The sequence below is a fragment of the Ciceribacter sp. RN22 genome (genome assembly GCF_024054295.1).
In the GTDB taxonomy this organism is placed as follows: Bacteria; Pseudomonadota; Alphaproteobacteria; order Rhizobiales; family Rhizobiaceae; genus Allorhizobium; species Allorhizobium lividum.
On the sequence record NZ_JAMXLD010000001.1, the window covers coordinates 1,030,552 to 1,056,562 of the forward strand.

General features: G+C 60.3%; 15 protein-coding genes and 4 pseudogenes. 7 read left to right on the forward strand and 12 right to left on the reverse strand.

Annotation, left to right across the window (positions count from 1 at the left end; genetic code table 11):
* Window positions 1-614: 614 nt before the first annotated feature.
* The 4 genes and pseudogenes from NHF53_RS24270 to NHF53_RS05120 form a co-directional block, all read right to left on the reverse strand.
* Window positions 615-1,109 (reverse strand): Mov34/MPN/PAD-1 family protein, encoded by a 495-nt coding sequence (locus tag NHF53_RS24270; protein WP_374591027.1) that lies wholly within the window; start codon window positions 1,107-1,109, stop codon window positions 615-617.
* Window positions 1,091-2,806, reverse strand: coding sequence for a ThiF family adenylyltransferase (locus NHF53_RS24150; RefSeq protein WP_252833356.1), 1,716 nt, complete (start codon window positions 2,804-2,806; stop codon window positions 1,091-1,093). Before NHF53_RS24150 ends, NHF53_RS24270 begins: the two co-directional genes overlap by 19 nt.
* Before the next feature lie 701 nt (window positions 2,807-3,507).
* Window positions 3,508-4,480, reverse strand: a pseudogene (locus NHF53_RS05110) (IS91 family transposase); the annotation flags it as partial.
* Window positions 4,481-4,668: 188 nt separating this feature from the next.
* A pseudogene (locus NHF53_RS05120) lies at window positions 4,669-5,243 on the reverse strand (hypothetical protein).
* A 101-nt stretch (window positions 5,244-5,344) separates the two neighbouring features.
* On the opposite strand from NHF53_RS05120, the pseudogene NHF53_RS05125 reads away from it, so the two are divergent.
* Together NHF53_RS05125 and NHF53_RS05130 are read left to right on the forward strand one after the other, a co-directional pair.
* Window positions 5,345-5,787, forward strand: a pseudogene (locus NHF53_RS05125) (ISAs1 family transposase); the annotation flags it as partial.
* Window positions 5,787-5,897, forward strand: a pseudogene (locus NHF53_RS05130) (dihydrofolate reductase); the annotation flags it as partial. The pseudogenes NHF53_RS05125 and NHF53_RS05130, both read left to right, overlap by 1 nt.
* Window positions 5,898-5,977: 80 nt before the next feature.
* Here NHF53_RS05130 and cysN read toward each other — a convergent pair.
* The 5 genes from cysN to NHF53_RS05155 form a co-directional block, all read right to left on the reverse strand.
* Window positions 5,978-7,459 carry a sulfate adenylyltransferase subunit CysN gene (cysN, locus tag NHF53_RS05135; protein WP_252833357.1) on the reverse strand — a complete coding sequence of 494 codons (1,482 nt, stop codon included), beginning with the start codon at window positions 7,457-7,459 and terminating at the stop codon, window positions 5,978-5,980.
* 1 nt (window position 7,460) lies between these two features.
* Window positions 7,461-8,417, reverse strand: a complete 957-nt coding sequence (gene cysD, locus NHF53_RS05140; protein WP_252833358.1) for a sulfate adenylyltransferase subunit CysD — start codon at window positions 8,415-8,417, stop codon at window positions 7,461-7,463.
* Between the two features lie 117 nt (window positions 8,418-8,534).
* Complete coding sequence (locus NHF53_RS05145; protein WP_374591030.1) at window positions 8,535-9,263, reverse strand: phosphoadenylyl-sulfate reductase; 729 nt, start codon at window positions 9,261-9,263, stop codon at window positions 8,535-8,537.
* A gap of 119 nt (window positions 9,264-9,382) precedes the next feature.
* A complete protein-coding gene (locus tag NHF53_RS05150) occupies window positions 9,383-10,867 on the reverse strand; it encodes an aspartate aminotransferase family protein (protein ID WP_252833360.1) in 1,485 nt (494 codons plus the stop codon).
* Between the two features lie 20 nt (window positions 10,868-10,887).
* Window positions 10,888-13,443: a ParB N-terminal domain-containing protein gene (locus NHF53_RS05155; protein ID WP_374591033.1), complete on the reverse strand. Its 2,556-nt coding sequence runs from the start codon at window positions 13,441-13,443 to the stop codon at window positions 10,888-10,890.
* A gap of 1,077 nt (window positions 13,444-14,520) precedes the next feature.
* Here NHF53_RS05155 and NHF53_RS05160 point away from each other — a divergent pair.
* Entirely contained in the window at window positions 14,521-15,798 is a 1,278-nt protein-coding gene (locus tag NHF53_RS05160) for a TolC family protein (protein WP_252833362.1), read from the forward strand.
* A gap of 154 nt (window positions 15,799-15,952) precedes the next feature.
* On the opposite strand, the gene NHF53_RS05165 is transcribed toward NHF53_RS05160, so the two are convergent.
* From NHF53_RS05165 to NHF53_RS05175, 3 genes are all read right to left on the reverse strand, one after another.
* Complete coding sequence (locus tag NHF53_RS05165) at window positions 15,953-16,480, reverse strand: hypothetical protein (RefSeq protein ID WP_252833363.1); 528 nt, start codon at window positions 16,478-16,480, stop codon at window positions 15,953-15,955.
* Window positions 16,481-16,682: 202 nt separating this feature from the next.
* A complete protein-coding gene (locus tag NHF53_RS05170; RefSeq protein WP_252833364.1) occupies window positions 16,683-17,027 on the reverse strand; it encodes a hypothetical protein in 345 nt (114 codons plus the stop codon).
* 1,069 nt (window positions 17,028-18,096) lie between these two features.
* A complete protein-coding gene (locus tag NHF53_RS05175; RefSeq protein ID WP_252833365.1) occupies window positions 18,097-18,831 on the reverse strand; it encodes a L,D-transpeptidase in 735 nt (244 codons plus the stop codon).
* 772 nt (window positions 18,832-19,603) lie between these two features.
* Between NHF53_RS05175 and NHF53_RS05180 the strand changes: the two genes are divergently transcribed.
* From NHF53_RS05180 to NHF53_RS05195, 4 genes are all read left to right on the forward strand, one after another.
* Window positions 19,604-21,802 (forward strand): type I secretion system permease/ATPase, encoded by a 2,199-nt coding sequence (locus NHF53_RS05180; protein WP_252833366.1) that lies wholly within the window; start codon window positions 19,604-19,606, stop codon window positions 21,800-21,802.
* A 3-nt stretch (window positions 21,803-21,805) separates the two neighbouring features.
* Window positions 21,806-23,002, forward strand: a complete 1,197-nt coding sequence (locus tag NHF53_RS05185; RefSeq protein WP_252833367.1) for an HlyD family type I secretion periplasmic adaptor subunit — start codon at window positions 21,806-21,808, stop codon at window positions 23,000-23,002.
* A 1,095-nt stretch (window positions 23,003-24,097) separates the two neighbouring features.
* Window positions 24,098-24,862, forward strand: a complete 765-nt coding sequence (locus tag NHF53_RS05190; RefSeq protein ID WP_252833368.1) for a hypothetical protein — start codon at window positions 24,098-24,100, stop codon at window positions 24,860-24,862.
* 557 nt (window positions 24,863-25,419) lie between these two features.
* Window positions 25,420-25,869: a hypothetical protein gene (locus NHF53_RS05195; protein ID WP_252833369.1), complete on the forward strand. Its 450-nt coding sequence runs from the start codon at window positions 25,420-25,422 to the stop codon at window positions 25,867-25,869.
* Window positions 25,870-26,011: the final 142 nt, after the last annotated feature.

Sequence of the window (26,011 nt, forward strand, 5' to 3'; positions counted from 1 at the left end):
AGCGTCGGCATTCGACACTGGGCTATCTTAGCCCGATGGAATTTGAAAACAAGGTCGGATTAGCTTAACTCGGTGTCCGAAAAACCGGCAGCAGGCCAGACCACGCTATAGATGATAAGCTTGCCTCGCCAATCTCCCCAGAAAACAGCCAAATTGTGTTTTAAGGATTTCAGAAACAACAAACCATCTCCCTCTGATGCGGTTCCAACGAGAATTTCGCCAAGTTCATCGTGCGTCGATCACCCTTAACAGTAGTTGGGGCAACTACGTTTCATCTGCGGGCAACATCAGGATGTCAATACAGGGAGCCATCAGATCACCTTGATGCGAGGGCTGCAATGGGCCAACTGCGGAAGTCACGTAAGCTTCGCACCTTCAATTCTGCCGTCCATGTGGACGTGACCAGCTCCCGAAAGCTGACGCTGGGACGATCGCTTCTCCGGCGCGAGGAGGTAAGCAGGTTGTTCCCTCGCATTGCAAAGGGTTGATCTTGCGCTTTTCTTGCGCATTCAAGTGCCCGCTCTGGCACGGACCAGAGGACATGCTTTCTCTGAACGACATGGGAGATGATCAGCTCCGCGTTTGCAGCCCTAAATGGGGCGCCTGACAAAAGGTCAATATAGTCGAACTTCTGCGGACTCTTCGCGGACAGAAGGAAACAATCCCCAGGATCGTCCGAGTGCGCATATGAACGGCGCCATCTGCCAGCTACCAGGCTCACCAACGAGCAGCATCATTACTGGATGACCCTGCCGAGCGCTTGGGGTCGAGATGATCCGGCGAGCACACGCCCGGTCAGTATGACTGAGGTGAGCCGTGGTTGCCCGCGGGTGGGTGTGCCAGTCGCCCAGATATTGATCCAGCCGGCGGGAGCGAGCGTATTGTTCGTCGATGCGCTCCTGCTGCCATCCGAGATCCGGTTCGAAACGGTTGCGCTCTCTACGAGCGTTAGGCCCAGCCTCGATGTGGGCGGTTACCACCACTTCGGTTTCGTTCGCCCAATAGCCCATGAACAACCCACCAGTTTCCAGATCGAACCACCGATCCGCCTCGGACATAATGTCGGAAGCGATCGGAGCGGGTATCCAGATTAGGCGACGCATCCGCATCTGGGTGAAGCTGGAAGTTCATTCTCGGTCCAGGCAGGAAGCGTTCGGCGAGTGCCATCATGCAGCGAAAGCGTCTGAACGACTGAGGATCTGCCGGCGCCATCGTCAAGGGTCTCAACCGAAAGACGAACCGCCTGCAACACAAGCTCCTGAAGGTCGAAAGATGCTCCGGTGAACGTGTTCTCCGCGCACCCAGGTGGTTGAGTCAGCTCCGAATAGTCAGTCGCGCCGGGTGCCCTCGGAATCGTTCCTTCGACGTAGGCATGTTCCCGGCAAATAGGGCATCCCGAAGTGGGTCGATACAAGCTCACCGTACCACCCTTTAGGGATGCAGTGGCAGCGAGCGAGACCATGGTCTTACCCAGGCGCCGACACTCATCAGACAGATACCAGGTGACACCTGTGGACGCGCTGGCATCGATGACGAGATCGGCCTGCGCGATGATCCGCGACAGAAGTTCCGCTTCGTCGCCATGACCACTGCCTAATCCGACATTGGCTTCAAACGGAGTAGCCTTCGTCCAGGGATACTCAGCCTCGATGTGGGCCGCTATTGCATGCGGCTTGCGCTTGCCCCAGGCAGACGCTCCGATGACCCACCTCACAGAGTTCCCTGGCTCTACCACATCGTGGTCGACCAAGGTGAGTTCGGCCACTCTGTTGCGCGCAAGCTCGACGGCCAAAGGCGACCCTAGAGCGCCCAGGCCAATCAACGCCACACGCGACCGTCTTAGAACTTGCGTGGACGGGACGCGGTAACCGATGTCCCGCTCACCAGCCCGGAATACTGGGACGTTGAACCTGCGCGTCTGTGATTTTTTTCCCGACCCACGGGTCAGGGCGACCACGCAGACGAACCCGTCACCCTCAGTGTCGTGCTGCAGTTCCGTTCGCTGGGCAGTCAAGGATATCCTCAGCATACCCAAGGGCGTCTTTTGATGCCAGCCCTTATGATCCAGACGGTCTAGCAGCTCCTGGAGCCGGTCATGGTTCGGAAGCGGAAGCTCGTCGTCTCTCCGCCAGGTGACCTGCAACCTGGTTGCGGATACCAGCTCCTTCGGGATCGTGAAGGAACGCTCGAAAAGCAGAGTCTCGCGGTCTCCTGCCCAAATCTTATCGACAGCCGCCACGAAGCGAGGTCGGGCGTCCAGGAGCTCGAAGCGGTAGATGATTTCGGCGACCCCACCTTCGAACCCAGAAACATCCCAAGCGCTGTCCACCAGAAGGTAATTGGGGTGGTCGAAACGCTGAACTCCATTCCACCACACCTCGATCGGCTCCCCTTGAGGATCCTCGGGACCAGAGTTGGTGAGAGCGCTCTCAAGATTGCTCGTCAGCAAGTCTGCAAGAGTGGTCTTGGCCTGCCACAGGCCGCTGTCGCGACCCAAGAGACACAGTTCTCCATTCGGTCCCACATGGCGCGCCGGAAACGTGTCCGGCTCGGCCTTCAACTTCACCTGTGGGCGGAGACGGGGAAAGGAGCTGGGGTACGTGGCTTCCAACTCGACATGTGCGCCGTCCGCTAACGGCCATACAAAATCGACGCGTAGCTGGCGCTGGACCAGCGCATGATCATCGATGATGATGTCACCGACGGCGTGCCTGGCGATTGCATTCAACTCAAATTGGAGCCGACCAGGCCAACGGTCTTCCCAAACAGGAACACTTGACGGCCTGGCACCGATGTAACGAACCACTTCAGCCTACAGGACGGGGAGGAACAACGGGGCTGTCAGGAGGGCCCGGCGGATTGTCCGGCCGGCCGGGTGGGTTGTCAGGGCGACCGGGCGGCACATCAGGACGACCGGGATCTTCGGGGCGACCAGGATCGGGGTTGCCGAGGTTGTCAGGCCTTGCCATGGTTTTTCCTCCTGCTGGCAGACCAAAGTATCTAGTGGCTTCTTTTTACGCGCAAGTCCCGCCGGCGCTAAATTTTGGAGAACGGGGTTCCCAAGAGAGTTCAGCCTGATTTCAAGGCCGCGAGACGTCTCACCTCCACTATGCTGACCGTCTGCTAACACCTCGCTGCCTACCAAAAACATCCTGTCCGAAAACGTGAAGAGTTTCGGGCGCCGGCAGGCGTACGAAAGTCCCCGAGGAAGGAACCCGCGGACCACAGTCGGAGGCTATGGAGATTTCGATCTACGGCTGATGTCTGCGGTGGCGCGACCGCAGCCAAAGAGTGGGGTGATGGATGCGGACAGGCCGCTTCGTTGTGCATCCGCGCGGTATAGCCGGCCCGGCGCCCGGCTCGTCGCGACCCTGTCGGCGGCGATAATCACCACGAATGCGCGTGGGTCGGTTGCCGGAGGCGAGGCGCCTGCGGCCGAAGCCTGGACCATGCCATGCCGGGTCATGAAGCTGTCTCCCGGTTCGTCGCCGTCGCATCCGGTGGTCCTCACGGCTGCCTCCAGCGTTCGAACATCTCGATGACGATCATTCGTCCGCCGCAGCAGGGGGCATGGGCGGGCGGAAGTCATCCGGTTCGCCTGGTGTGTCGTCATCGGCCGGTGCGGCGACGTGCAGCAGTTCGCGAGCGAGCGCGAGGCTGGTCTTTCGGGCTGAGCCGGCGAGCAGGCCGTAATGCCGGATACGATGGAAGCCGCGCGGCAAGACATGGAGCAGGAAGCGGCGGATGAACTCATCGACCGCGAGCGTCATGATCTGCTGTCGGTCGCAGCCGTCGCGGCGGTAGTCCTTGTAGCGGAAGGTGACGCCAGTCTCGTCGAAGGTGATCAGGCGGCGGTGCGAGATTGCGACCCGGTGGGTGTCGCGGGACAGGTAGGCGAGCACTGCCTCCGGCCCTGCGAACGGCGCCTTGGCATAGACCACCCAACGCTTCTTTCGGACCGGCGATAGATGCCGCAAGAATGCCCGCCGCTCGGCGAGATGAGCAAGTGCACCGAAGAAGCCGAGCCGCCCGGCGTCGTGCAGAGCGACCAGCCGGGCGAGGAACAGCCGTCGAAACAGTTTGCCGAGCACGCGCACCGGAAGCAGGAAGGCCGACCGCGACGAGATCCAACGGCTCTCGTCCGGCGCGATGCCACCGCCAGGCACGATCATGTGCACATGCGGATGGTGCGTCATCGCCGATCCCCAGGTGTGGAGCACGGCGGTGATGCCGATGCGCGCGCCGAGATGCTTGCGATCGGCCGCGATGGTCAGTATCGTCTCTGACGCCGCCTTGAACAGCAGGTCGTAGACGAGCGCTTTGTTCTGGAACGCTATGTCGGCGACCTCGGCCGGCAGCGTGAACAGGACGTGGAAGTAGCCGACTGGCGCAGATCGGCCTCGCGTTCGGCAAGCCATGTCCGTGCCGCCGCGCCCTGGCACTTTGGGCAGTGCCGATTGCGGCAGGAGTTGTAGGCGATCCGCCAGGCCGGTGAGATCCACGATCAGGTCGATATCATCGGTGGCGCGGACATCTTCAAGCGTTACCGGGTCGGTGATGAATAGCGCTGTCGTGCAGCAGTCGACAAAGACCAGGCGCTCACGCAGGTCTTCGCCGAGCGCAATCGCAACGGCTTTCGGCATTTCCAGCAGTTGATCGCGGACCGGTTCATTTGCTCAAGATGCTCGATTTCAGGCGACCGGCGGCGAGGCTGACTTCGCGCTGATTGCCAAGCCTGATCGCATCCACCAGCGCCAAGTACTCATAAAGCCGTTCGTCTTTCAAAGCTGCCTCCGGCACGCTTCAAAAGAGCGGATCGACCGCTTGCCCATCTCCTTTCCGGCGGCGTAGGGCCACACGTAGTTGTAGGTCCCGCCGCTGACGAGAAGCTGCTGGAGCATCGGCGCAGCGAATGCCGTCGGAACGACGCGTTGCGTCGGTCCGACTTGTGCTGGAAACACAAACTTCAGCCCGTGCGTAATGAAGTCAACCAGGTTTCGCCGGTGTGGCCGAGGTTCATTCGAACGGCTATCCTTCCGCGCGATCCCGGAAGATATGCTTCTCTTGATCGGTTGGGCGATTTCGGTCTTGCTAATTCCGAGCAAGGCTTCAAGATTGCGCACCGAGTAAGGGTCGCCCCCAAGTGATTTAGTTCGCAGTTGATCTGCGCCTTTATCGAGTTCTTGGTCTTGCAGGCTAATCAGCTTCAGCAAGACAACGATGTCTTGGCTCTTGACATCAATCGTCCTTTGTCCCAGGACGGAGGACACTAGGCGCTTTTCCGATTTCTCTCAAAGCGACAGGTGCTAGCCCAGGGCAATCGCTTGAAGCTCGTCGGGATGCCCATCCGCTGCATCCGGTATCTGCTTGGGCCAGCCGCCAGCGCCTGGTGCTCGGCCAGGAGCCCATCGGCACCAAGGGTGGGGAGAGCAGGGCCATCCCTCTGCTGTTGGAGAGGCTGGAACTCAAAGGTGCGCTCGTCACGTTCGATCCCGCCGGCTGCCAGCGTGAAATCGCCGAAGCCATCCGCGCCAAGGGCGCAGACTTTCTCCTCGCCCTTAAGGAGAACTGGCCTACCATGGCCGAGGAGGTCCGCCGTCACGTCGTCTCCACCAACGTCGCCTGGGTTTCCACCAACTGGCCTGCTGCCGCTTTCCCGGAGAACCGTGATTTCCAGCACTCGTCGCCATCGCCATGGTGGAGAGCCGCACCGAACGCGAGGGCCGCATCGCCGCCGCGCGACGCTGTTATCCCACCTCCGCGCCGCTCTCCGCCCACGCTTTCGCCAGCCGCTCTTCCCGCTCACCGGGTTCCGGGCGAGCCTGGAACTCGTCAGCGCCGAGGCGATGGACCGCGGTTGCGTCCGGCTGCATTACCGGCTGCCTCAGCCCGCGTAGCTGCTGCGCTGCCTGCGGGACGAAAAAAAACCGCCCCCGTGAGGGGGCGGGTGGGAGGTAAGCGGAGATATCGGGAGAGATCAGCCGTCGATGCCGTCGATGAGATCGCGGGCGGCGGCGGTCGTCAGGCGGCGGCTTTCCACCTCGTCGCGGCGGCTTGCGAGAAGCTCGGTCGCCATCAACTGGTCGGCGAGGTCCGCCGGCAGCGACAGGATCACCTGCGCCTCGCCGGCATTGAGGCCGGAAAGATCGGCGCGCTTCGCCGTGATCATGCCGCCGGCCACCGTATTGTTGGTGTCGGGATCGATCAGGATGAAGGCGCCGGTCGCCCGGTTCTGCTCGTAGGGGTCGAACATCGCCAGTTCGTCGAAGGCGAGATGCACCTTGCCGATGGCGTTCATCGGGAGGCTTTCGGCGGGGTTCCACTTGCCGCTGTGGAGGTCGAGCTGGCTCACCGGCTGCACCTGCACGCGCTGGCGGCGCGCACCCGCCTTCAGCCAGTAGCGCTTGCCGGGCTGGATGCCTTCCGGCTGCAGCGCGACGAGCTGGGCGTCAAAGGCGAGCCCCGTCTGCGGCTGTGCATCGACGGAGACGATCAGGTCGCCGCGCGAGACGTCGACCTGGCGGTCGAGCACCAGCGTGATCGCATCGCCCGCGACCGCGGCGTTGCGCACGAGGTCGAAGGTGACGATCTGCTTGACGTTGGCGACCTGCCCGGAAGGCAGGATCGCGACGCTGTCGCCGGGCTTCACCGAACCGCCGGCGACGGTGCCCTGGTAGCCGCGGAAGCTTTCGCCGGGACGGCAGACGCGCTGCACCGGAAGCCGGAAGCCGGTCGTCTGGCTGGAGCGCTGCGTCGCAAGCTCGAGCGTCTCGATGAGCGTCGGGCCGTCATACCAAGGCATCACCGCCTGGCCGGAATAGACGACGTTCTCGCCTTTCAGCGCCGACATCGGGATCGCCGTCACCTGGCGCACGCCGAGCGAGAGCGCCAGCGCCTTGAAATCGTGGGCGATCTGTTCGAAGCCGGCCTTGTCGTAATTGGTGAGGTCGATCTTGTTGACCGCCAGCACGAACTGCTTGATGCCCATCAGCGAGGCGATGGTGGCGTGGCGGCGGGTCTGTTCGAGCAGGCCCGTGCGCGCATCGACGAGCAGCACGGCGAGGTCGGCGGTCGAGGCGCCGGTCGCCATGTTGCGGGTATATTGTTCATGGCCGGGCGTGTCGGCGACGATGAAGGAGCGCTTCTCCGAGGAGAAGTAGCGGTAGGCGACGTCGATGGTGATCCCCTGTTCGCGCTCGGCCTGAAGGCCGTCTAGGAGCAGCGCGAAGTCGGGCAGGCCGAGGTCGTTCTGCTTGCCGCTGTCGCGGTGGAGCGTCGCCGCCTGGTCTTCCTTGACCGCCTTGGTATCCCAGAGAAGTCGGCCGATCAGGGTCGACTTGCCGTCGTCCACCGAGCCGCAGGTGATGAGGCGCAGCGGGCGCGAGTCGCGCCGGACGGCCTCCGGATGGCTCTCGGGAAGGGCGGAAGCGGTGGCGGTTGCGAGGGCGCTTGCGGTCATCTCAGAAATATCCTTCGCGTTTCTTCTTCTCCATCGATCCCGACTGGTCGCGGTCGATGGCCCGGCCCTGGCGCTCGGACACGGTTGCGATTTCGAGCTCGGCGATCACGTCTTCGAGCGTGGTCGCGTGGCTGCGGATGGCGCCCGTCAGCGGGAAGCAGCCGAGCGTGCGGAAACGGATCATGCCCTCCTGGCGGACCTCGCCGGGCAGCAGTTCGAGGCGCGGGTCCTCGGCGAGGATCATCATGCCGTCGCGCTCGACGAAGGGGCGCTTCTTGGCGAAGTAGAGCGGCACGAGCGGGATGTTCTCCGCCTGGATGTACCGCCAGATGTCGACCTCGGTCCAGTTGGAGAGCGGGAAGGCGCGCACGCTCTCGCCGCGGCGGATCATGCCGTTGTAGAGGCTCCAGAGTTCCGGCCGCTGGTTGCGCGGGTCCCAGCGATGGTCCGGCGTGCGGAAGGAATAGATGCGCTCCTTGGCGCGGGAGGCTTCCTCGTCACGCCGCGCGCCGCCGAAGGCCGCGTCGAACTTGCCGGCGTCGAGCGCCTGGCGCAACGCCTCCGTCTTCATGATGTCGGTATAGAGCGCCGAGCCGTGGCTGAAGGGGGTGATGCCTTCGGCCGCGCCGCGCGGATTGATGTGTTCGATGAGGTCGAGGTCGTAGCGCTCCACCATCTCGTCACGGAAGGCGATCATTTCCGCGAATTTCCAGCCGGTGTTGACGTGCAGCAGCGGGAAGGGCACGCGGCCGGGATAGAAGGCCTTGCGGGCGAGATGCAGCAGGACGGAGGAATCCTTGCCGATCGAATAGAGCATGACCGGCTTTTCGAACTCCGCCGCGACCTCGCGGAAGATATGGATCGCCTCGTTCTCCAGCGCCTTCAGGTGCGGATCGAGCGGCGGCTTGGTGACGGGATCCTTCGAATGCGGATCGAACTCGGATGTGTGTACGTGCATTGCTTCTTGCTTTCCTCCGGGACGCCACCCGGTCCATCTTTTCTCTTGAGCCCCTCATCCGGCTGCCGCCACTTTCTCCTCGCCTGCGGGGAGAAGTATGGATGGGGCAGTCTTTCCCTATGACCGGCTGGGAATGGCGCTGTCATCCGACGCATCCGGCACATGCAGCCCGCATTCGCGCTTCTCGTCGTTCTCCCACCACCAGCGGCCGGCGCGCTCGCTCTCGCCAGGCCTGATTGGACGCGTGCACGGCTCGCAGCCGATCGAAGAATAGCCGCGGGCGTGCAATGGATTGACCGGCACTGCCTGCTCCTCGACGAAGGCTCTGATCTGATCGATCGACCAGTCGGCGAGCGGGTTCACTTTGATGAGGTTGCGTTCGGTATCGAATTCGGTGAGCGGCGTCGCGGCGCGGTTGCCGGACTGGCCGCGGCGAAGACCGGTCACCCAGACGGCGGCACCTTCGAGGGCGCGGGCGAGCGGCTTCAGCTTGCGCACGTGACAGCAGGCGTGGCGGGCCTCGACACTCCCGTAGAAGCCGTTCCTGCCATACTTCTCCACATAGGCTTCGATATCCGCTTCTTCCGGAAAGAAGCGTCTGATCTCGATGCCGAAGCGTTCCTCGGTCTCGGCGATCAGGGCCACTGTTTCGGGAAAGAGCCGGCCGGTTTCGAGCGTCACCACTTCGATCGGCAGGCGTTCAGTGCCGATCACGGCGGTGATCACCTGGTCCTCGATGCCGAGGCTGGTGGTAAAGACGGCGCGGCCGCCCAGTTGAGCGACGAGCGCCAGCCGTACTGCAAGGTCGAGGGCCGCAAGCTCATCATATAGCCACTGCGTTTTCATAGGCGAGAGCTCCGTGCTGATCATCTACGATGCCGCCTCCCGGACGGTATAAGCGAAAAGGGCTACTGTTGCCGCCGGCTCTCGGATGCAGCCCAGCCCTCGATGCAAGACTGGAGGATCTATTGGTCTGCATGGGAGTTCAGGTGGTCGGGTGATAGCGTCTCCAGCGCCCGATCGAGGGCCGCCACCGTCAGGTCAATGTCATCAAATGTCGTTCGATGATTGACGATTGCCGCGCGCAGGAAGACTTCCCCGCCGATGCGCGTCGTTGAAAACACGCTGGTGCCCTCCAATTGCAGGCGCTCGCAAATCGCGCGATTGCAGGCGCTGCGTTGTTCTTCACTCATATCGGACCGGTCGATCCCGAAGACACACACGTTGGAGGGAGGTGCAAAGGGAACGCGGAAATGTCCCCCATTCCGCAATCGGTCTGCCAGATAAGCGGCCTGTCGACAGTTTTGAGTGATGCTAGCGGCAATGGCGTCCAAGCCGTGAGACTGCAGGACCGTCCAAACCTTCAGTGCCCGAAATCCCCTCGAAAGTTCGAGGCCGTAGTCGCAGAACCAGGGATCGCCACCACCCAGACCATGCTGCTGGGCGGCCAGATAGCCGGGGCGGGAGGCAAAGGTTTCGTGATGATTTGCGCCGTCGCGCAGGAGCACACCCCCGCAATCATACTGAACACCCACCCATTTGTGGAAATCGAATGCAATCGAGTCGGCCCGACCGATTCCAGCTGCGAGCCCTCTCCAGGGTTGATCAGCAAGGCAAATCCAGGCTCCGAACGCGCCATCTACATGAAGCCATAGTCCGGTTCGTGCGCAAAAATCGGCAAGCTCCTCGATCCTGTCGAACGCGCCGGCATCGACCGATCCTGCCGTGGCGACCACCGCGAGCGGAAGGTCTCCGTTCCGCTTGTCCTCCTCGATCGTCGCAGACAATCGCTCAAGGTTCATGCCCGCTGCAGGACCCTCTGTGGCAATCGTCCGCAGAGCTGCCGCTCCATGTCCCATCGCCTCGAGGGCTTTGGTGACGCACTGATGGGCGCCGGCAGCCGCATAAACCCGCATCGGAGGCAGGGTCCGGATTCCTTCTCGCCGCGCCGTTCCACCGGTCAGGCGGTGGCGGGCCGTCACGAGAGCGATGAGTGTCGCTTGAGAGGTACCAGTCGTCAGAACACCAGAACTTCCCTCCGCCATACCGAAAATCTGCCGGCACCAGTCCATCACGGCGCGTTCGACATAAACGGCGCCATGATCACGGCCGCCGCAATTGCTGTTCATCGCAGAGGCGGCCATCTCTGCCAGGAATGCAGACGCCAGCCCGGTCCCGTGCACCCACCCGAAGAAGCGGGGATGGGTGTTTCCCGTTGCATAGGGCATCACGTCCTCGATCAGGGTATTCACAATCCCGGTCAGAGGCTGGCCACCTTGGGGAAGCGGCGGCATCAGACGTTGTCTTGCCTCCGGGCCTACTTCCTTCCACGGCAGCATGCGCGCTCGAGCCATGCGGTCTATCGCAGCATCCAATAGGCGCCTCGCCTCCAGACGGAATGCGTCCCAGTCGGCGGGATCAAGCTTCGATCCACCGGTCTCATCCGCCACCGCACCTCCGGCTCGGCTCGTCATGTCAGTCGCCACCATTTGGAAGCGAGCAGTTCGACCTTCTCGATGGCTCGCAAGGCATCCGAGATTTCCGAAACAAGCGCGGCCTCAAAAGATCCGGGGCCGGCATGTCCGACGATGTTGAAGAAGCGTGCGCCCAAGACGAGCCGTAGTACCGCGACATCGCCTTCCGTCGCACTGAGCGCGACCGGCTGGCCTATATGGGCTTGAAGACGCGCTATCACGCCCTCGCCTTCCGATAGAGGCCCCAGACGATCCGAGACATCGACGTTCAGCAACTCGAACAGATGCCGGCAGGACTTCTCATCGAGTGGTTCAACGCCACCCTCTTTCTTCGCGGCAAAGACGCGGAAGGCGACGATGGAGAGGCGCGCCAAGTCGATTTCCTGCCCCCCGCCATCCTCCTCCTCGAATCTGAAGGATCTCAGATAGGCGCTCTTCTGCATGCGCGAGAGGATCGCGCTTCGGAACGAAACGAACGCGCGCTCGCGCGAAGCGGGTGGCAATTTCTCCAAGAGTTCCGCCTCGAGCAAAGCCGGCAACCAGCGAAACAGCGGTCCCCAGCTCGTGACGCTGTCATCGTCGGCCTCAGGACCGAACCAGGTTGTCGGCCACTCCACGAGCGAACCGGCACCGGGCGCCTCCTTCAGCATCTGCGCCACAACCAGCGCCCGGTCTCTCATGGAGGCCGGAAGAAGGAGGGCACCAGAAAATGGAGGGCCGGTGAGGAATTTCGATCCCGTGATCTGCACCATCAGACCGCGCTGCGCCATCCAGCCGAAATCGCCGAAGATGCCGCGCATCTGGCAGGCATCTACCACGATATCGACGCGATCCGGATCGAGCGCGACGAGTGCATCGACTGCCGCAGGCGACGGAGCACTCAACGACGTCTTCGAACTGGCCAGGACATGCGCGAGTACCCTGTGGCCGCGGTCGAGTGCCTGCCTCCCCGCCGCGAGAAACTCCGCGTCGATCGCCTCGATCGAGCGTGGCCTCGCAGACTCGTCACGGATGGCGATTTCGTGCAACTCGATCCGGGCACTCGGCCATACCACGTTTCCCTTTCTGACGGGATGACCCGTGGCAGACAGGTCATCGAAATATTGACCAGCGCCTGCGTAGGTCACACCACGCCCGGTCTCTTCCGGCGAGATCAGAATATTGGTCAGAGGCGCTTCGGAATCCGCTGCCAGCGAGACGGCGACCGACAAGAGCTCGACATCGGTGCCCGAGGGCGCAATGACGACATCACCGACTTCCGGCGCCAACTGAACCATGCGGGCGATCGAGGCTGCGACGGCGAGCGACGCCTTACGACGCAGCATGCTCGGATCGGCACCGCGCGAGACCGCCGAAATAAGATCCCGGCGAAAGAGCTCACAATAAAGAAAGCCGTAGTCGGAGATGGCCGATGCCGTGGAAGAGGAGAAATGCACCGCTTCCGGCCGTGGCCGAGGCGGAACGCCGTAGCGGTTGAAGCCGGTCGCCGGATCGAGCGCAAGACGGCTGTCCCCACCCCCACACAGGACGTGTTCGAGCGGGAACGCGAGTTCGCCGTGGTGCATGGCTCCGTCGGATACTGTTGCCGCGCTGGGCGGCAATCCGGCGAGATCCGCCATCCACGCGACAAGATCCGAACCAAACGGGGCGCATTCACCGTCGAGCGCCCTGGCGACCGATTGCGGAAGTGTGTCGAGAATGAGTTTGCAGGTCGCAGCTCCAGTCTTCGAAAGAAGGTCGCGGCCGTAAGCCAGAATGTCGCGCAGTCGGTCGCCGTCGAGTGCACCGTCCCTGCGTGCTTGCAGCGCCTCGAGACCCCAGCGCACGCAGATCGAAGCCGCCGCCGCATTATCCAGAAAGACCGGCGTTATCTTCAGCAATTCCGAGGGCTGGATTCTGAAAGGACTGTCTTCCATAGCACCCAGCGCTATCTTGGCATCGAGTGCCGGCATCAGCGCCGCCATCGCGGGGTCTTCGAGCAGCAGGCGGCGAAGTGTTGGGTGAGGGACGTGATTGACCTCCGTTTCGAAACCAACCTTTTCGGCGGAGAGCGTTCTGATACCGGCGCGTCGCCCGAAATCGTGATAGTATTCCGCGAGAAGTTGGACCCGAGACGGATGAGGCGCGGAAGGACGTATCACTGCGCCTTCACTGGCGATACCGCGCAGGTCTTCCAGAGGCACGCGGCAGAACGGGAGGGCGACGTCGATGACGTGCCGGGTCGATTTTATGGGAAGAAGGTTCCCCGAGGCGGCAACGCGCAGAATGTCTTCGGGCTCATAAGCCTCTCCATATCGCCAGGCTGAAAGGTGGACCGCCGGATCGTCGTATCCGAGGCGGATCACGGGAACGAGATCGAGCCCAATCGCGCGGGCAGCAGCAAGTCGGTGGTGGCCATCCATCAGGGCCGAGCTGGTTTTCTCAACCAGTACCGGGTGCGTCCAGAAGCCGGCGACGGCCACATCGTCTGCAATATTCCGGGCGTGTTGAGGATCGTAATTTTCCGTCGGACGGATGCTGTCCGCTCTTTGAAGATATACCTGGTAATCCACGGCTTCACTTGCGATTCTATTTGGAAGAGCTGGATTTGCTCACCATTCCTGTCCGATTCGTACGGAGATCATTACTTATGTGCAAATAACTGGATTAAGCGCCGGCGCGCGTCTTGCGGCGGTTTCCGCTGGGCTTCATGACTTCTCCTGCCCGTGCCCCGACCCCATTACCGCCACGAGTGGCTGCTCAGTAGGAGGAGGGTTGTCATTTCTTGGCATCGACATCAGTCTCGTCGTCGTGTCCGCTCGACGACCGCTCACGTGGCAGCGAGACCGGTCTCCAAGTCTGTTTCAGGCAGGTGTCTCTCCGGCTAACAATTTGGCCATTCGTAATAAAATCTCCACAAGGTGTCATTGCCGATGCACCTTGCCCGACAGGGCTGGTGAGCAGTCCCGTCCGATCCTGGCGGCCCGCCGGACCGATATCGCCCCATCGATCGTCCGAAGACAGGGATGTCGTCACGTCGCGGCATCCCACTCCGTCCTAATGTTGTTCATTAGTGCCCGTGTCCACGAAATGAAGATGATGATTCGCAAAGTCGAATGGTCGCAGCTTTTTTGGTTGTCGCGTGTTCTTGTAATGCGAAAGCATCGGTTCCTGCGTAGCTAACTTCTGTAAAGTGTAACCAAGTTCAGAGAGTGCGGAACACTGGTTCGGCGCACTGCGGGACGGTTACGCGATATCGCATGTCCTTTTGCGCGGTGCGTGTTTGCCGGGAGGACGCAAGATGCGAGGTGTCCGGCCGGAATGGGCGCGATCCAGCGCCTGCGGTTCAGGCTGGTGTCTCGTACTTGGGTACGGCGCGGAGAACCAGGAAGGCGATTGAAGAGTGCATACGTCAAAAGGACATCGCTTTGAGTTCGTTCCCTAAATCGCTCCGATCAATTCCGACCACTGGCTGCCTGATACTAGTCCTTTCGACCGGACTGACTCTGGTAGGGTGCGCGCAGTCAAGGGGCGACAACTCGACGGCCGCTACACCAACAAACGGCGGATCATCGTCCGCAGTTGGTGGTCGAGACGGTGAGAAATCACGGTCATCCTCGTCCTCCGCTGCGTTGAACACACTACCGGCGATGGTCGTCCTCGCCCTCGGTCACAGTACGGACGTGCGTGCGGCTGAGACAGATCTCAGCTTGGCCGGCGTTAACGCCAAGATTGCCCGGTCGGGGTATTTCCCATCGCTGCAGGCCTCCGCGAATGTCGGGGCCGACGGTCTGCCGGGCGTACAGGTTGGTGTGACTCAGACGCTCTATGACTGGCACGAGACATCGGCGAAGGTGGACGAGGCGGCGGCCAAGAGTGAAGTGGCCCGGTTCAATCTTGCGGCCAAGCGTGAAGAAGTCGCCCTCGACGCGGCCAAAGCTTATATCGCGCTGAAACGGCACGAAGCGCATGTGGAGGCCGCAGAAGCCAATCTCACTGCTCATGATCGGATCAACACGCTGGCCCGCGAGCGCGCAAGCGGGGGTGTCGGTGATGCCAGTGAGGTGGAGCGTGCCGGCGTCAATATGGGAGAGGCGGAATCTACACTTGAGGACGTGCGCGGCGCCCTCCGGGATGCGCAGAGCGTATTTGTCTCGCGCATCGGCCGCCAGCCGACGTCGCTCGCGCTGGTTCCGGAGCTGCCACTTACAATTGCCGACATAACGGACGTCAGGAAGGCGGTCGCCAATGCGCCGGCCGTGGCCGCCGCCTACGCAGAAGGCCTTGCCGCTGAGCATGCCGCCAGATCGGAGCGAGCTTCACTCTTTCCCAAGCTGACGGCGGAGGTACAGTTTCGTGCCACCGAGGGCGTCAGCAATTCCAACCCTGCATTCATGCTGCGCCTACGTTCTCCGACCTATGCCGGGCTGAGCGCAGTCGATCAGGTCGCATCGGCTGAGTTGAAAGTTGAACGTGCAAATACGAGCGCGGAAACCGCCTCTCGCAAAGCTGTCGACGACGTCCTTGCGTTCAAGGACCGTGTCCCTACGCTTCGCAACCGACTGAGCATTCTTCGGACGCAGTTGGACAGGGCGGAGGCACTGCGTGATCTCTACGAGGAGCAGTTCACACTCGGGGATCGCTCGCTCAACGACCTTATTTCCGTGCAGTCCGACGTCTATCGCATCGAACGGACTCTCATCGAAGCACGCTACGATATGCTGGATCTCCAATATGGAGCGGCCGCAGCACTAGGTCGGTTGCAGGAGATGCTCGCGAAGGTCAAGGACGTTCGTCCGCAGCCGGATCGAGTTCGTCCGGCCCGCCGTCTTCCTGCGGAGTCCGCGCCGGATCGTCGTCCTGCTTCGGGAACTCTGAGCGGCTTGTTCAGTTCGCTCGTACTGCGCGGGTCGCTGTCTCCAAGATGATGCTCGGCGTCGGGGCTGCAAGATTCTCCGACGCCGCTGCCGCGTCAAGGTCTTGAACGGAACGAACCATCGGCCCCGTTATCCCTGTCGCGTGGGAACGCCATCGACAATGGAGGTATGCTATTGATAAAGCTACACAATTCACTCAAAGGGATTAGACTGCAGGACAGACGATGTCCAGCCATTTAGATATTCCGGAAGGTGCAGTTCGTTCACTGTTTCGGATATCAAAAAGTGTTTCGCTTTGGCGGCGAACAACGCGGACAGAAAACGCGCGTCTTTCATCCCGGCTATTGTCGACAAGGATCGACGCGTCGGCGATGCCGAGGGCGTGGCCAATAGCCTTTTGAGTTCTCGGAAATCTCTCTCTGAGCTTGTTTTCGTCGACTGCATGGCCGTGTTCGGCAACGCGTGTTCGAACACGGAGGATGGAAAGATCTGTGTCAGTGAGCCCGACAAAGAACAGAAGAACGAAATAACCAGCAGCCTGAATGTCGCGGATTAGATCAACTTTGGATTCGATCGATCCATCTTCGTGTTCCTTCCAATGCGAGAATACCGTTTCCATCGCGAACGGCACTTGAGCCTGCATGGCGTGACCTACGAACGCCTGGACACCTTGCTGAGCAACAAGCATCCAGCTTCTGTCATTGTCTCGAAGATCGCGCGCCCAGTCAGCCAACGCGCATTCACTATTGGGCTCCGGCAAATTGACAGCATCATCCGGTCTGCATTGATGAGGGGAATCTGGAGCTGATCGGCGAGCGTCTTTCGCCACATCGTCGATTTACCAGATCCATTGTGCCCGGCGAGAATAATCGCTAGCGGCTTCCTGGTATCGCGTTGGGTATCTACGATACTCGCCACAGCGCTGGCGAGATTGTTCATCCGATGGGCTCAAACTCGCCGTTGACCATCCTGCCGCGATCGACGTGCCCATCCAAAACCCTTACGAAGATCGTCGGGTCGTGCTCGTCGGCGGAGAACCGAGGAATCCCTTTTTTCTTGGATAGTGTCACGCCCGGCTTAACGAGCTTTTTGCCAATGCGCGAGAGCGCATCCGTGCTTCGCTCTATGTTTGCTTTGATGCTTTCCGCACTCGGCCGATTGCCTGCAATAGTCACATCGCCGAACGTCACCTTGACGTAGCTCGCTGATTTTAACGCTCGCGACTTTACCGAAACGCGTACCTCGCGTTTTGTTGGAGACTCGGAGGACCTCGGCTTCATTTCTGTTTCCTGGCTCATGGAGTGAATCTAGTCGAACCAATGGATTCAATCCAGCCCGGATGGTGGCGAGATCAACCTCGACGGTGGTAGATCGACATAGGGTCGATAACGTCGGCTACCGACATCCACTGTCCTATGCAGGTGTTCAATGAAACTGCCTTCGCCTTGAAACCGTGCGAACCGACGACACCTGAATCCACACTCTGGTTATCGCACTAGGGACAAATCACTTTCAGCCCGGCGACCTCAACCGGGATTCCGTCGCGACCGGCGACCGCTGGGCCATTGGGTGCCGCTGTGGCGGCAATGTAGCCATCAGCTGTGCCGATCGCCTGTCCGTGCACTCGAGCGCGAGCCCTCAGTTCTGAGCGAAATCATGAAGCCGCCAGATCTAAGGGCCGGATACATTCGAAAAGTGAGGCAGCACCTGGATTTGTGGGTGAGTTGTAGAAGGTGGAAAGGCAAGCGATCAGACGGATCGAGAATGCCGCGCCGCATGGACAGCGTGCGGTTGTTAACGCGTTGCGTTACATCGCCGCTAAGGGGTGCCAGTGCGGCTGCGGCCGGAGCCACGGAACGCGTCGGGGTTCCCAGCAATGGCGCCGGCAAGAAGATCAAGGGATGAAAGCGTCGTATATAGTGGTCACGGTCTGGTTGCACGGAGGCCTCGCAGGTCATGGTGTTGACATTCAGGATCGCGCGGGCTTGCGTGTTGCTCTGGATACAATTCGCGAGGCTGGCCGTGGATAGCACCTTCGCATAGCTTGGCTAGCAAGGTGCCAAACACTGTCGGAACCTTTTGCTCCGGGTGGCAGCAATGGGCACTCTCCGACCGTCAATTCGGGGACCCGTGCGGCTTGACCTTCGCCGGTTGCTCGTCAGCGCAACTCGATGCAACCGGCGGACCGAAGATCTCTCGACGTACGGCGGATTCGGTCAAATAGCTTCTGATTCCGATGCGGACGTGATTGCAACGCCGGACCGGCAATACTGCGCTAATCTCCAAGTCTCTCCGGCGCGGCTTACTTCAAAGTGGTATCGTTCCGCGCCCATGGAGACGGAGGAACGTCTAGCCAACGACGATCCGCGCTCCCGGCCGCACGCGACTATAAAGATCAATGATGTCCTGGTTTATCAGGCGAATACAGCCTGAGGAGGCGGCTTCTCCGACTGTCCACCATTCGGGTGATCCATGTACGCGATATAGGGTATCCGCGCCATTTCGGAAAATGTAGAGTGCTCGCGCGCCGAGCGGGTTCTCTATTCCTCCCGGCATGCCCCCGCGATATTTCGCCAGCTCCGGCTTCCGGCTGAGCATTTCGGCCGGAGGTGTCCATCCCGGCCATTTGCGCCCATATCTAATCTCGCCCTCGCCTGACCAACTAAAGCCGTCTCTGCCGATACCGACACCGTAGCGGATGGCCTTGCCTCCCGGCTCCACAAAGTAGAGAAAACGGTTTGCCAGGTCGACGACGACGGTGCCCGGTGCGCGCCCCGTTGGATCGGAGACTCGCCTCCGGAGAAATTGACGCTTGATCTTGCGGAACGGAACCGCCGGCAGCCGATGACCTTCATCGACAACCGACGAATAGATCAGATCTCCGCTGCCGACTGTACGCTCTCCTCCGATACCGGAAACAGCGGCGCGCCCCGAGGAGCGGCAGCCACCGAGTGCTAGAAGACCCGCTCCGAGCAGGACTCGGCGCCGGGAAAGCAGCAGGTTCGGGACACTGTCGTCCGAGCCCGAGAAGGCGGCACCATCCGTCGCGACTAGTCCCGATTGCTGCCCGCACTCTGACTGCATGTACTCACCTCTCTTATCGTATCCATATCGAACAAACGCCCTACCTTCCTCTCCGGCGCGGCCGTGGAGAAAGGACAGCGAAGCCGAATCAAAGAATCTGATCCGCATTCGGCAGAAATAGATTCGTAATGAACAACATAAGCTGTCATTTCAGATCGACGGTGGATGCATTGCGAATAGTCGGTCCGCGCACGCTTGCTTATGTTGAGCATAAGTCTCGATCCAAGGGACATTCGTCCAGTATTGATTCGATGCAAACTTAGCTGACACGCGCTCAGCCCTCTTACGTGAGATCAGATTTCCGCCCGATGGATCAGGGTTTTAGCAAGGACATCGATCAGGTCCGGGGGACGACCGTGCGACAGGGAGAACAAATCGGCGATCCCCACGCTGGGACGGGGCGATTTGCCCGCGATCTCAAGGTTCCCGCCGAGGTAGACCTTCGATCGCATAAGGCCCCGGATGCACGACACAGTCATGCGGGGTCTGCATGTAGATGACCGCCCAGTTGCATATTCCCGCACGTTTGAATCGTCGTGTGCCGGGAATGCGCAAACTGTACTCTTGCAGGAGGCGGATTGTGAACTTGTACGGGCGGGGTGTTTCGCTCTCGCCCGCTCGCGGTCAACGAAGCGTAAGTCGGGATCGTCGGACGGTGGCGATCATAGGAGGATTTCGAATTGGCGATCAGTTCATGGCACAGGTCCGGGCGCTTCCGGATAGCGTCAGGTCCCGTTCCGTATTCCCTCGTCTCGATAGAAATGAGGGACCAATGACTGAGACTGATGGCGTTCAAGCTCTTCGACGTCCAAGCCGTCCGCCGTCTGGCGCCGCGCGCAGCAAGCGGCGCGACGTCCTGTTGGAGGGCTTGCTGCAACTCTGCCGTCTTTATAACAGGCCGGCTACGGCCGCCGAATTGACCGCTGGGCTTCCCCTCGAGGACGGCCATCTTACGACCTCATTGCTGCGCAGGGCGGCGGCTCGCGCGAATCTCGATGTGCGTGTAGGAAACGCCGACATCCGACGGATTGAACCGGACCTGCTGCCCGTTCTGCTTATCCGCGATGACGGAACCGTGACCGCCCTGATCAGGGTAGACGGTGAGCAGTGTACGATCGCAATGCCTGAGATGGAATCACGGCATCTGACGGTGGAGACCGAAGTTCTCGCCGCCTCCCTGTCTGGCGTTGTTGTCTTTGCCGCGCCTCTCATGCAGAAGGACGGCCGCGCCGATGGGCTGGCGGCAGAGCCTTCGCGCCACTGGTTCTGGGGTGAGGTCAACCGCTCCTGGGCGGACTTTCTCGAGATCTCGTTCGCTGCGGCACTCGCCAATGTACTGGCGGTGGGCTCGTCCATGTTTGCTATGCAAGTCTATGATCGCGTCGTTCCCAATCTCGCCTACGCGACACTTTGGGTTCTGACCGTCGGGGTAGGGCTTGCCATCGTGATCGAAGCTGCCATTCGCCTTCTAAGAGCACGTTTGATGGATGTCGCCGGACGACGGCTTGATCTCAGGATATCTTCACGGCTGTTCGAGAGAGCGTTGAGCATACGCCTTGAGTCGAGGCCGAAATCGACTGGCTCGTTCGTGAACCAGGTGCGCGAAGGCGACGCTGTGCGCGAGTTCTTCACCTCCACAACGATCGGAGCGCTCAGTGATATTCCGTTTGTCATTTTCTTCGTGACCATCATTGCAATCATCGGTGGCCCGGTCGCCCTGGTCCTCGTCGTCGCAATCCCCTTGATCGTTGTGCCCGGCATCTTGGCTCAATGGCCGCTGTCGGCTCTCTCCCGCGAACACCTGCGCGAGGGCGCAGTGCGCAATGGCCTGCTGATGGAAGCCATGTTTGGTGCCGAAACGGTCAAAGCAACGCAGGCCGAGGGGCGCTTTCAGCGACTTTGGGAGGAGTACTCAGCACTGCTCGCCGGCAATGGCGTACGTATGCGTGCCATATCGGTAATGTTGACCTTCTCGGCCACCGCGGTCCAGCAACTCGCCTATGTCATGGTTATGGTGGTCGGTGTTTACCGGGTCGGCGCGGGCGATATGACCGTTGGCGCACTGCTCGCCTGCGCCATTCTATCCTCCCGCACAATTGCTCCGCTAACCCAGCTCGCAGGTATTTTCGCCCGTTGGCAGCAGATGCGCGCGGCTCTCGTGGGATTGGAAGGTATAATGAACGCGCCGGTTGATAGGCCCGCCGACCGCGAGTTCGTCCACCGCCCGCGCTTGAAAGGCGCGTATAAGCTGGAAAACGTTCAGTTCGGTTACGATGAGCACAACAGTGCAGCAATTCAGATTCCTTCATTGACAATAGAGCCCGGCACCGCTGTTGCTTTGCTCGGCAACAATGGTTCGGGAAAGTCGACTTTGCTGAAATTGCTGGCCGGCCTCTACGAGCCAAATCAGGGCCGACTTCTGATCGACCAGACCGATATCAGGCAGATTGATCCGGCAGATGTGCGGAATGCTGTGGCCTATTTGCCTCAGGATGTCCGGTTGTTTTACGGAACGTTGCGCGACAACCTCCAAATGGGCATCGATTCGCGCGAGGATGAAGAATTACTGGAGGCCTTGTCGTTCGTCGGAGCCGAGAGTTTGGTTCAGGAACACGCCCTAGGACTCGACCGGATGATCGGCGAAGGTGGGAGTGGCGTTTCCGGCGGCCAACGCCAGTCGATTGGGCTTGCGCGTATCTGGCTTCGAGATCCGCCCGTCCTTCTATTGGACGAGCCCACCGCGGCGATGGACCATGCCCTTGAGCTCCGCCTTATCGAGAACCTCAAGCGCTGGTCCGTCGGTCGCACGCTCGTGGTCGCGACCCATCGTCAGCCTGTTTTGGCGCTCGCTCAGCGCGCACTCGTACTAAATGGCGGTCGTCCTCTGGCGGATGGATCGGTCAAGGACGTCGTCGCTGCGCTTGCATCAAATCAGTTACAACGCCCGGCTCGACATGACGCGGAAGGCTGACCGATGACCGCTCCTGCTTGGAACAATGGTAACCTGCTGCGCGTGGATACCTTCGGAGGTCGCGGCTTGGCGCGGCCGATGCTCTGGATGACCGCACTCACGGTCGTGGCTTTTCTAATCTGGGCGGCCAACGCGCCGCTGGAGGAGACAACACGCGGGCAAGGCAAGGTCGTTCCCTTGAGCCGCGGACAGATCATTCAGAGCCTGGAGGGAGGCATTCTTGAGTCGCTTGCAGTGCATGAGGGCGAGGAGGTGGAGGCGAACCAGATGCTCGCTGTTATCGATGATACGCGCTTTCGAGCCGCCTACCAGGACCTGAACGGACAGACTGTCGCTCTAAAAGCCTCTCTGAGCCGCCTGCGCGCCGAGCTTGAAGGGGCTGATGAAATCATCTTCGATCCCGAGGTTGCGAATGAAAGAGACGTAGTTCAGGCCGAGAGAGAGAACTTCGAGGCGCGCCGACGCAGAATTGTCGAGGCAGTCGCCTCGTTTGAGGAGCGCCTCAGCCTTGCCCGGCAGGAACTCGATCTGATCAAGCCCATGGTCAAGCGTGGCGCCGTCGCTACCGTCAAGCAGATCGAGCTGGAACGGGCCGTTGCAGATCTCAACGGTGAGCTTAACGAAACCCGCAACTCTTATTATCAGGACATCAATGACCAGATTGCCAAGAAGAGCGCGGAACTCGCCAGTCTTACCCAGCAAAGCGAGGAAAAACGTGACGCCCTGACGCGGACCGTGCTGAGGTCACCGGTGAGGGGCATTGTCAAAAATCTCGAAGTAACGACGCGTGGAGGCGTCATCGGGCCCGGCGACAAGATCATGGAGATCGTTCCGCTCGACGACCAGCTTTACGTCGAAGCCAAGATCAGGCCGCAGGACGTAGCTTTCCTCCACACGGGTCAACCGGCCACGGTGAAGATCACGGCCTATGATTACACCATCTATGGCATGCTCACAGGAAAGCTCGTCTTCATCAGTGCCGACACTATCATGGATGAGAGCCGCCAAGGAAAGGATGCCGAACCCTATTATCGCGTGCGCGTACTCACGGACAGCGCAGCTCTGGAAGGCCCAGAGGGACCTCTTCCCATCAAACCTGGCATGGTGGCGGAGGTCAACATCCAGACTGGTGAGAAGACCGTCCTGGAATATCTCCTCAAGCCAATATTGAAGGGGCAGGAGGCCTTCCATGAGCGCTAGGCGCATGCGCCATTCAAAGAGCGACGGGACTGAAACGCTATCACGGTTGAAACGGAGGCGCACCGTCGCTCGACAGTCGTGAGCTGAAGCGCCTGCCTTCGCCTGGACGTAGACGCAGATGATTGGAAACGGATTGGGACTGGAGTGCATCTTGCTCCGTGGAAATCGCCGCAGACATTCCCTTAATCGCTGGAGGATCGATCAAGGGAATGTCCGCGGCAACCGGTCTCTCGCGGCGTTAGGTCATATTGCCTGATAACGATAATCTCACGAACATGCACTTATGCGCAAATAACGCGTGTTCGGGCGTTCATCTTGCGGAATTTCCGCGGAGGTTGGTGCTTATTTGCCGATTAGGCTCATTTCGTCGCAAACGGTGCTCTAGGGGTGCAGGATGGTCGCGGCCGCCCTGTCAATTATGAGGGCGGAGCGACAGGAGTTTTCGCTTCACTGTCATCAGACATCGCGCGAGGCACTGTCCGCGACTCAAGTGCCGGCAAAGAGGTGTCTGCCGGTGAGGGCAAGATGGTCAACGGAGCAGCGCTAATTTCCTTGTCGTGGTTCCGTCCGGCCGGAGGCGAGGTCGACTGCATCTCTGTCGAGCTGGCTGCCAAGGGGCGTTGCGATCCGACGGCGCTCGGCCGTTTCTTCGAGTTGATTGAAGAGAAGGCGGCGCGAGAGACAAGACGTCCATCTTCTCGCCCGGCACACCGACGCGGCGCTGGCAGATTGATGTGTGAGTGAAGGAATTCTCCGGATGAGATGTGGTGCGAAAGCAGCGGAGGGCGACGGACCCGCGCGGTTCGGTATTGCGAGGGAGACGACTTCGTCGTTTTTCCGTCTCTTCGTGCAGACCGGCGGGGCCGGCCGAGCATTGGGCACAGCCGATCATCCTGACCTTTGGAGTCGGATGTCCAGGTGCCGACCGACATCGGTATTCTCGCCCACGACTTGGCCGCGTCCCGTGAAGCGTCTGGCAACAGTGTCCTCGACCTCTCCGGCGCGCCTTGATGTCGTTTCCACCCGCCCGGCCGACTCCTTTCTCACCAGGAACGACAACGGCGCGTAATGCCGTGTCCGACGGGAGAGCCACAGTTGTTGCCGCAAATACATGCGATCTGGATCGGACGTCGCCTCGGGCCCGTTCACGCCGCGTGCCTGGAGTCGTTCCAGCGCGTCGGACATCAGGTTTTTCTTCACTGCTATCAGCCTCCCGACGATGTTCCTGCGGCGATCGGGATATTCGACGCGCGGCGGATCATGAGGCCGGAGGAGATGATTCGCTTCCGAACGACCGGCAGTCCCTCTCTCGGCACGAATACCTACCGCTATCGGCTTCTGCAGAAAGAGCTCGGGATTTACGTCGATACAGATGTCTTTTGCCTCAGCCCGCTTGCCGACGAGGCGTATATCTTGGGATTTGAGGAGACATCGAGATTGAATGGGGCAATCCTGAAGCTTCCTCCCGATTGTCCGATGCTCGCAGACTTGCTGAAGGCGACGAGGGATCCGTACTTTATCCCGCCTTGGCAACGTAAAGGAAGACGGGCGAGAGATCACGTGCGAAAGCTTCTTCGTGTTCCTCGCCACGTCTCAAGCCGCCCCTGGGGCATTTATGGGCCAGATCTGATTACCTATTTCGCCCGAAAGCATAAGCTGACTGCGCATGCCAAGCCGATCGACGTCTTCTATCCCGTGCACTACGCCCAGACGTCGTTGCTGTTTGAAAAAGGATTGTCTCTCCGAGATCTCATAACGCCCAGAACCAAGGCCATCCACCTCTACAACAATTCGTTCTCGGGACCGGTTGTCTTTGAAGAGGGCACACCCATGCATGATATCGTCATGGGAAAGGTATGACTTCGTTTAGCCTGAACGGGTCAGTAGCGCCCGACGTCGAACCGCGCGATCGGATGTCGCCGATCCTTGATCACCTACAAGGCAGCTTGCGGCCACCCCTTCGAATCCGAGCATTGTGGAGGCCAAGACGTTCCCGATTTCCCTATCGCGGGAGTCTCGCGGTCTTCTCTCTTCCCCACAGTCAAGACTCGCCGGCGGTGTTGATTCCACAGCCTCTCACAGCGCCGTTGTCCGGGACCCTGAATACCGAGATACCCTTCACCCTCAGCGGTTCAGGTCGCCGTCTATATGCTCTCGCCATCCTTATTTGCCGATAAGATCGTACTTCAGGAAGGTGCATGTGGCGAGCATGCCAACTCATTGGATCGATGAAGTCAACACCGAACGGTTTTTGCTCATGCAAAGGGAGCAGGTGGTGGAAACCCTGTCGTTGCGTCTGAAAGCGTGGCGCTGGCGCGTCGCGACAAAGGTGTCGATCTCCATTGGGGTGCAGTTCCGTCGGGAACCAAAGAGACGGGTTCGTCACCGACATCGAAATGTAGAAAGGACCAGCGGCAATGATCGCAACGACGAAGCGGGTCTCCGGCCACCGGACGGGGTCTCTATTGATCACCTTGGTCGGGACAGGTCTCATCCTGTCCGGCTGCGGGGGAAGGGAGGCGCACCCTGTAGCGGCGACCAACCCGTCGGACAGCGCGTTTGATTGCGCCGGCATTAGCCGTGAGTACAGCGCCAACGAGAGGCAGATCCTGGCGACGGTGAAGGAACGCGCAGATGCTCAGGGTAAGAACATCGTCCTAGGGGTCACCGGCGCGATCATCTTCTTCCCGGCGCTCTTCTTCATGGATCCCAAGTCGCCCGAAAGGGTCGAAATCGATGCCCTGCGCAATCGCAACAAGGTCCTGGAGGACATCGCCAGAACAAAGAAGTGTCCCCTTCCCAAGTCGCAGTTGCAGGATCTCTACAAGAAGTTAGACGGGTCGGCGGCGTCCACCAATCGTCGCTAGTCATCGATTCAAATGAACAATTGCAATGTTGAAATGCTTAATCGTGATGAAGTGCTATTCATGATAGAATATAGTATTTAGTGATTTCATTGTTATCCTAGGATTTTGTAATTTTGCGAAATTTATTCGATCTGGCGTCGTA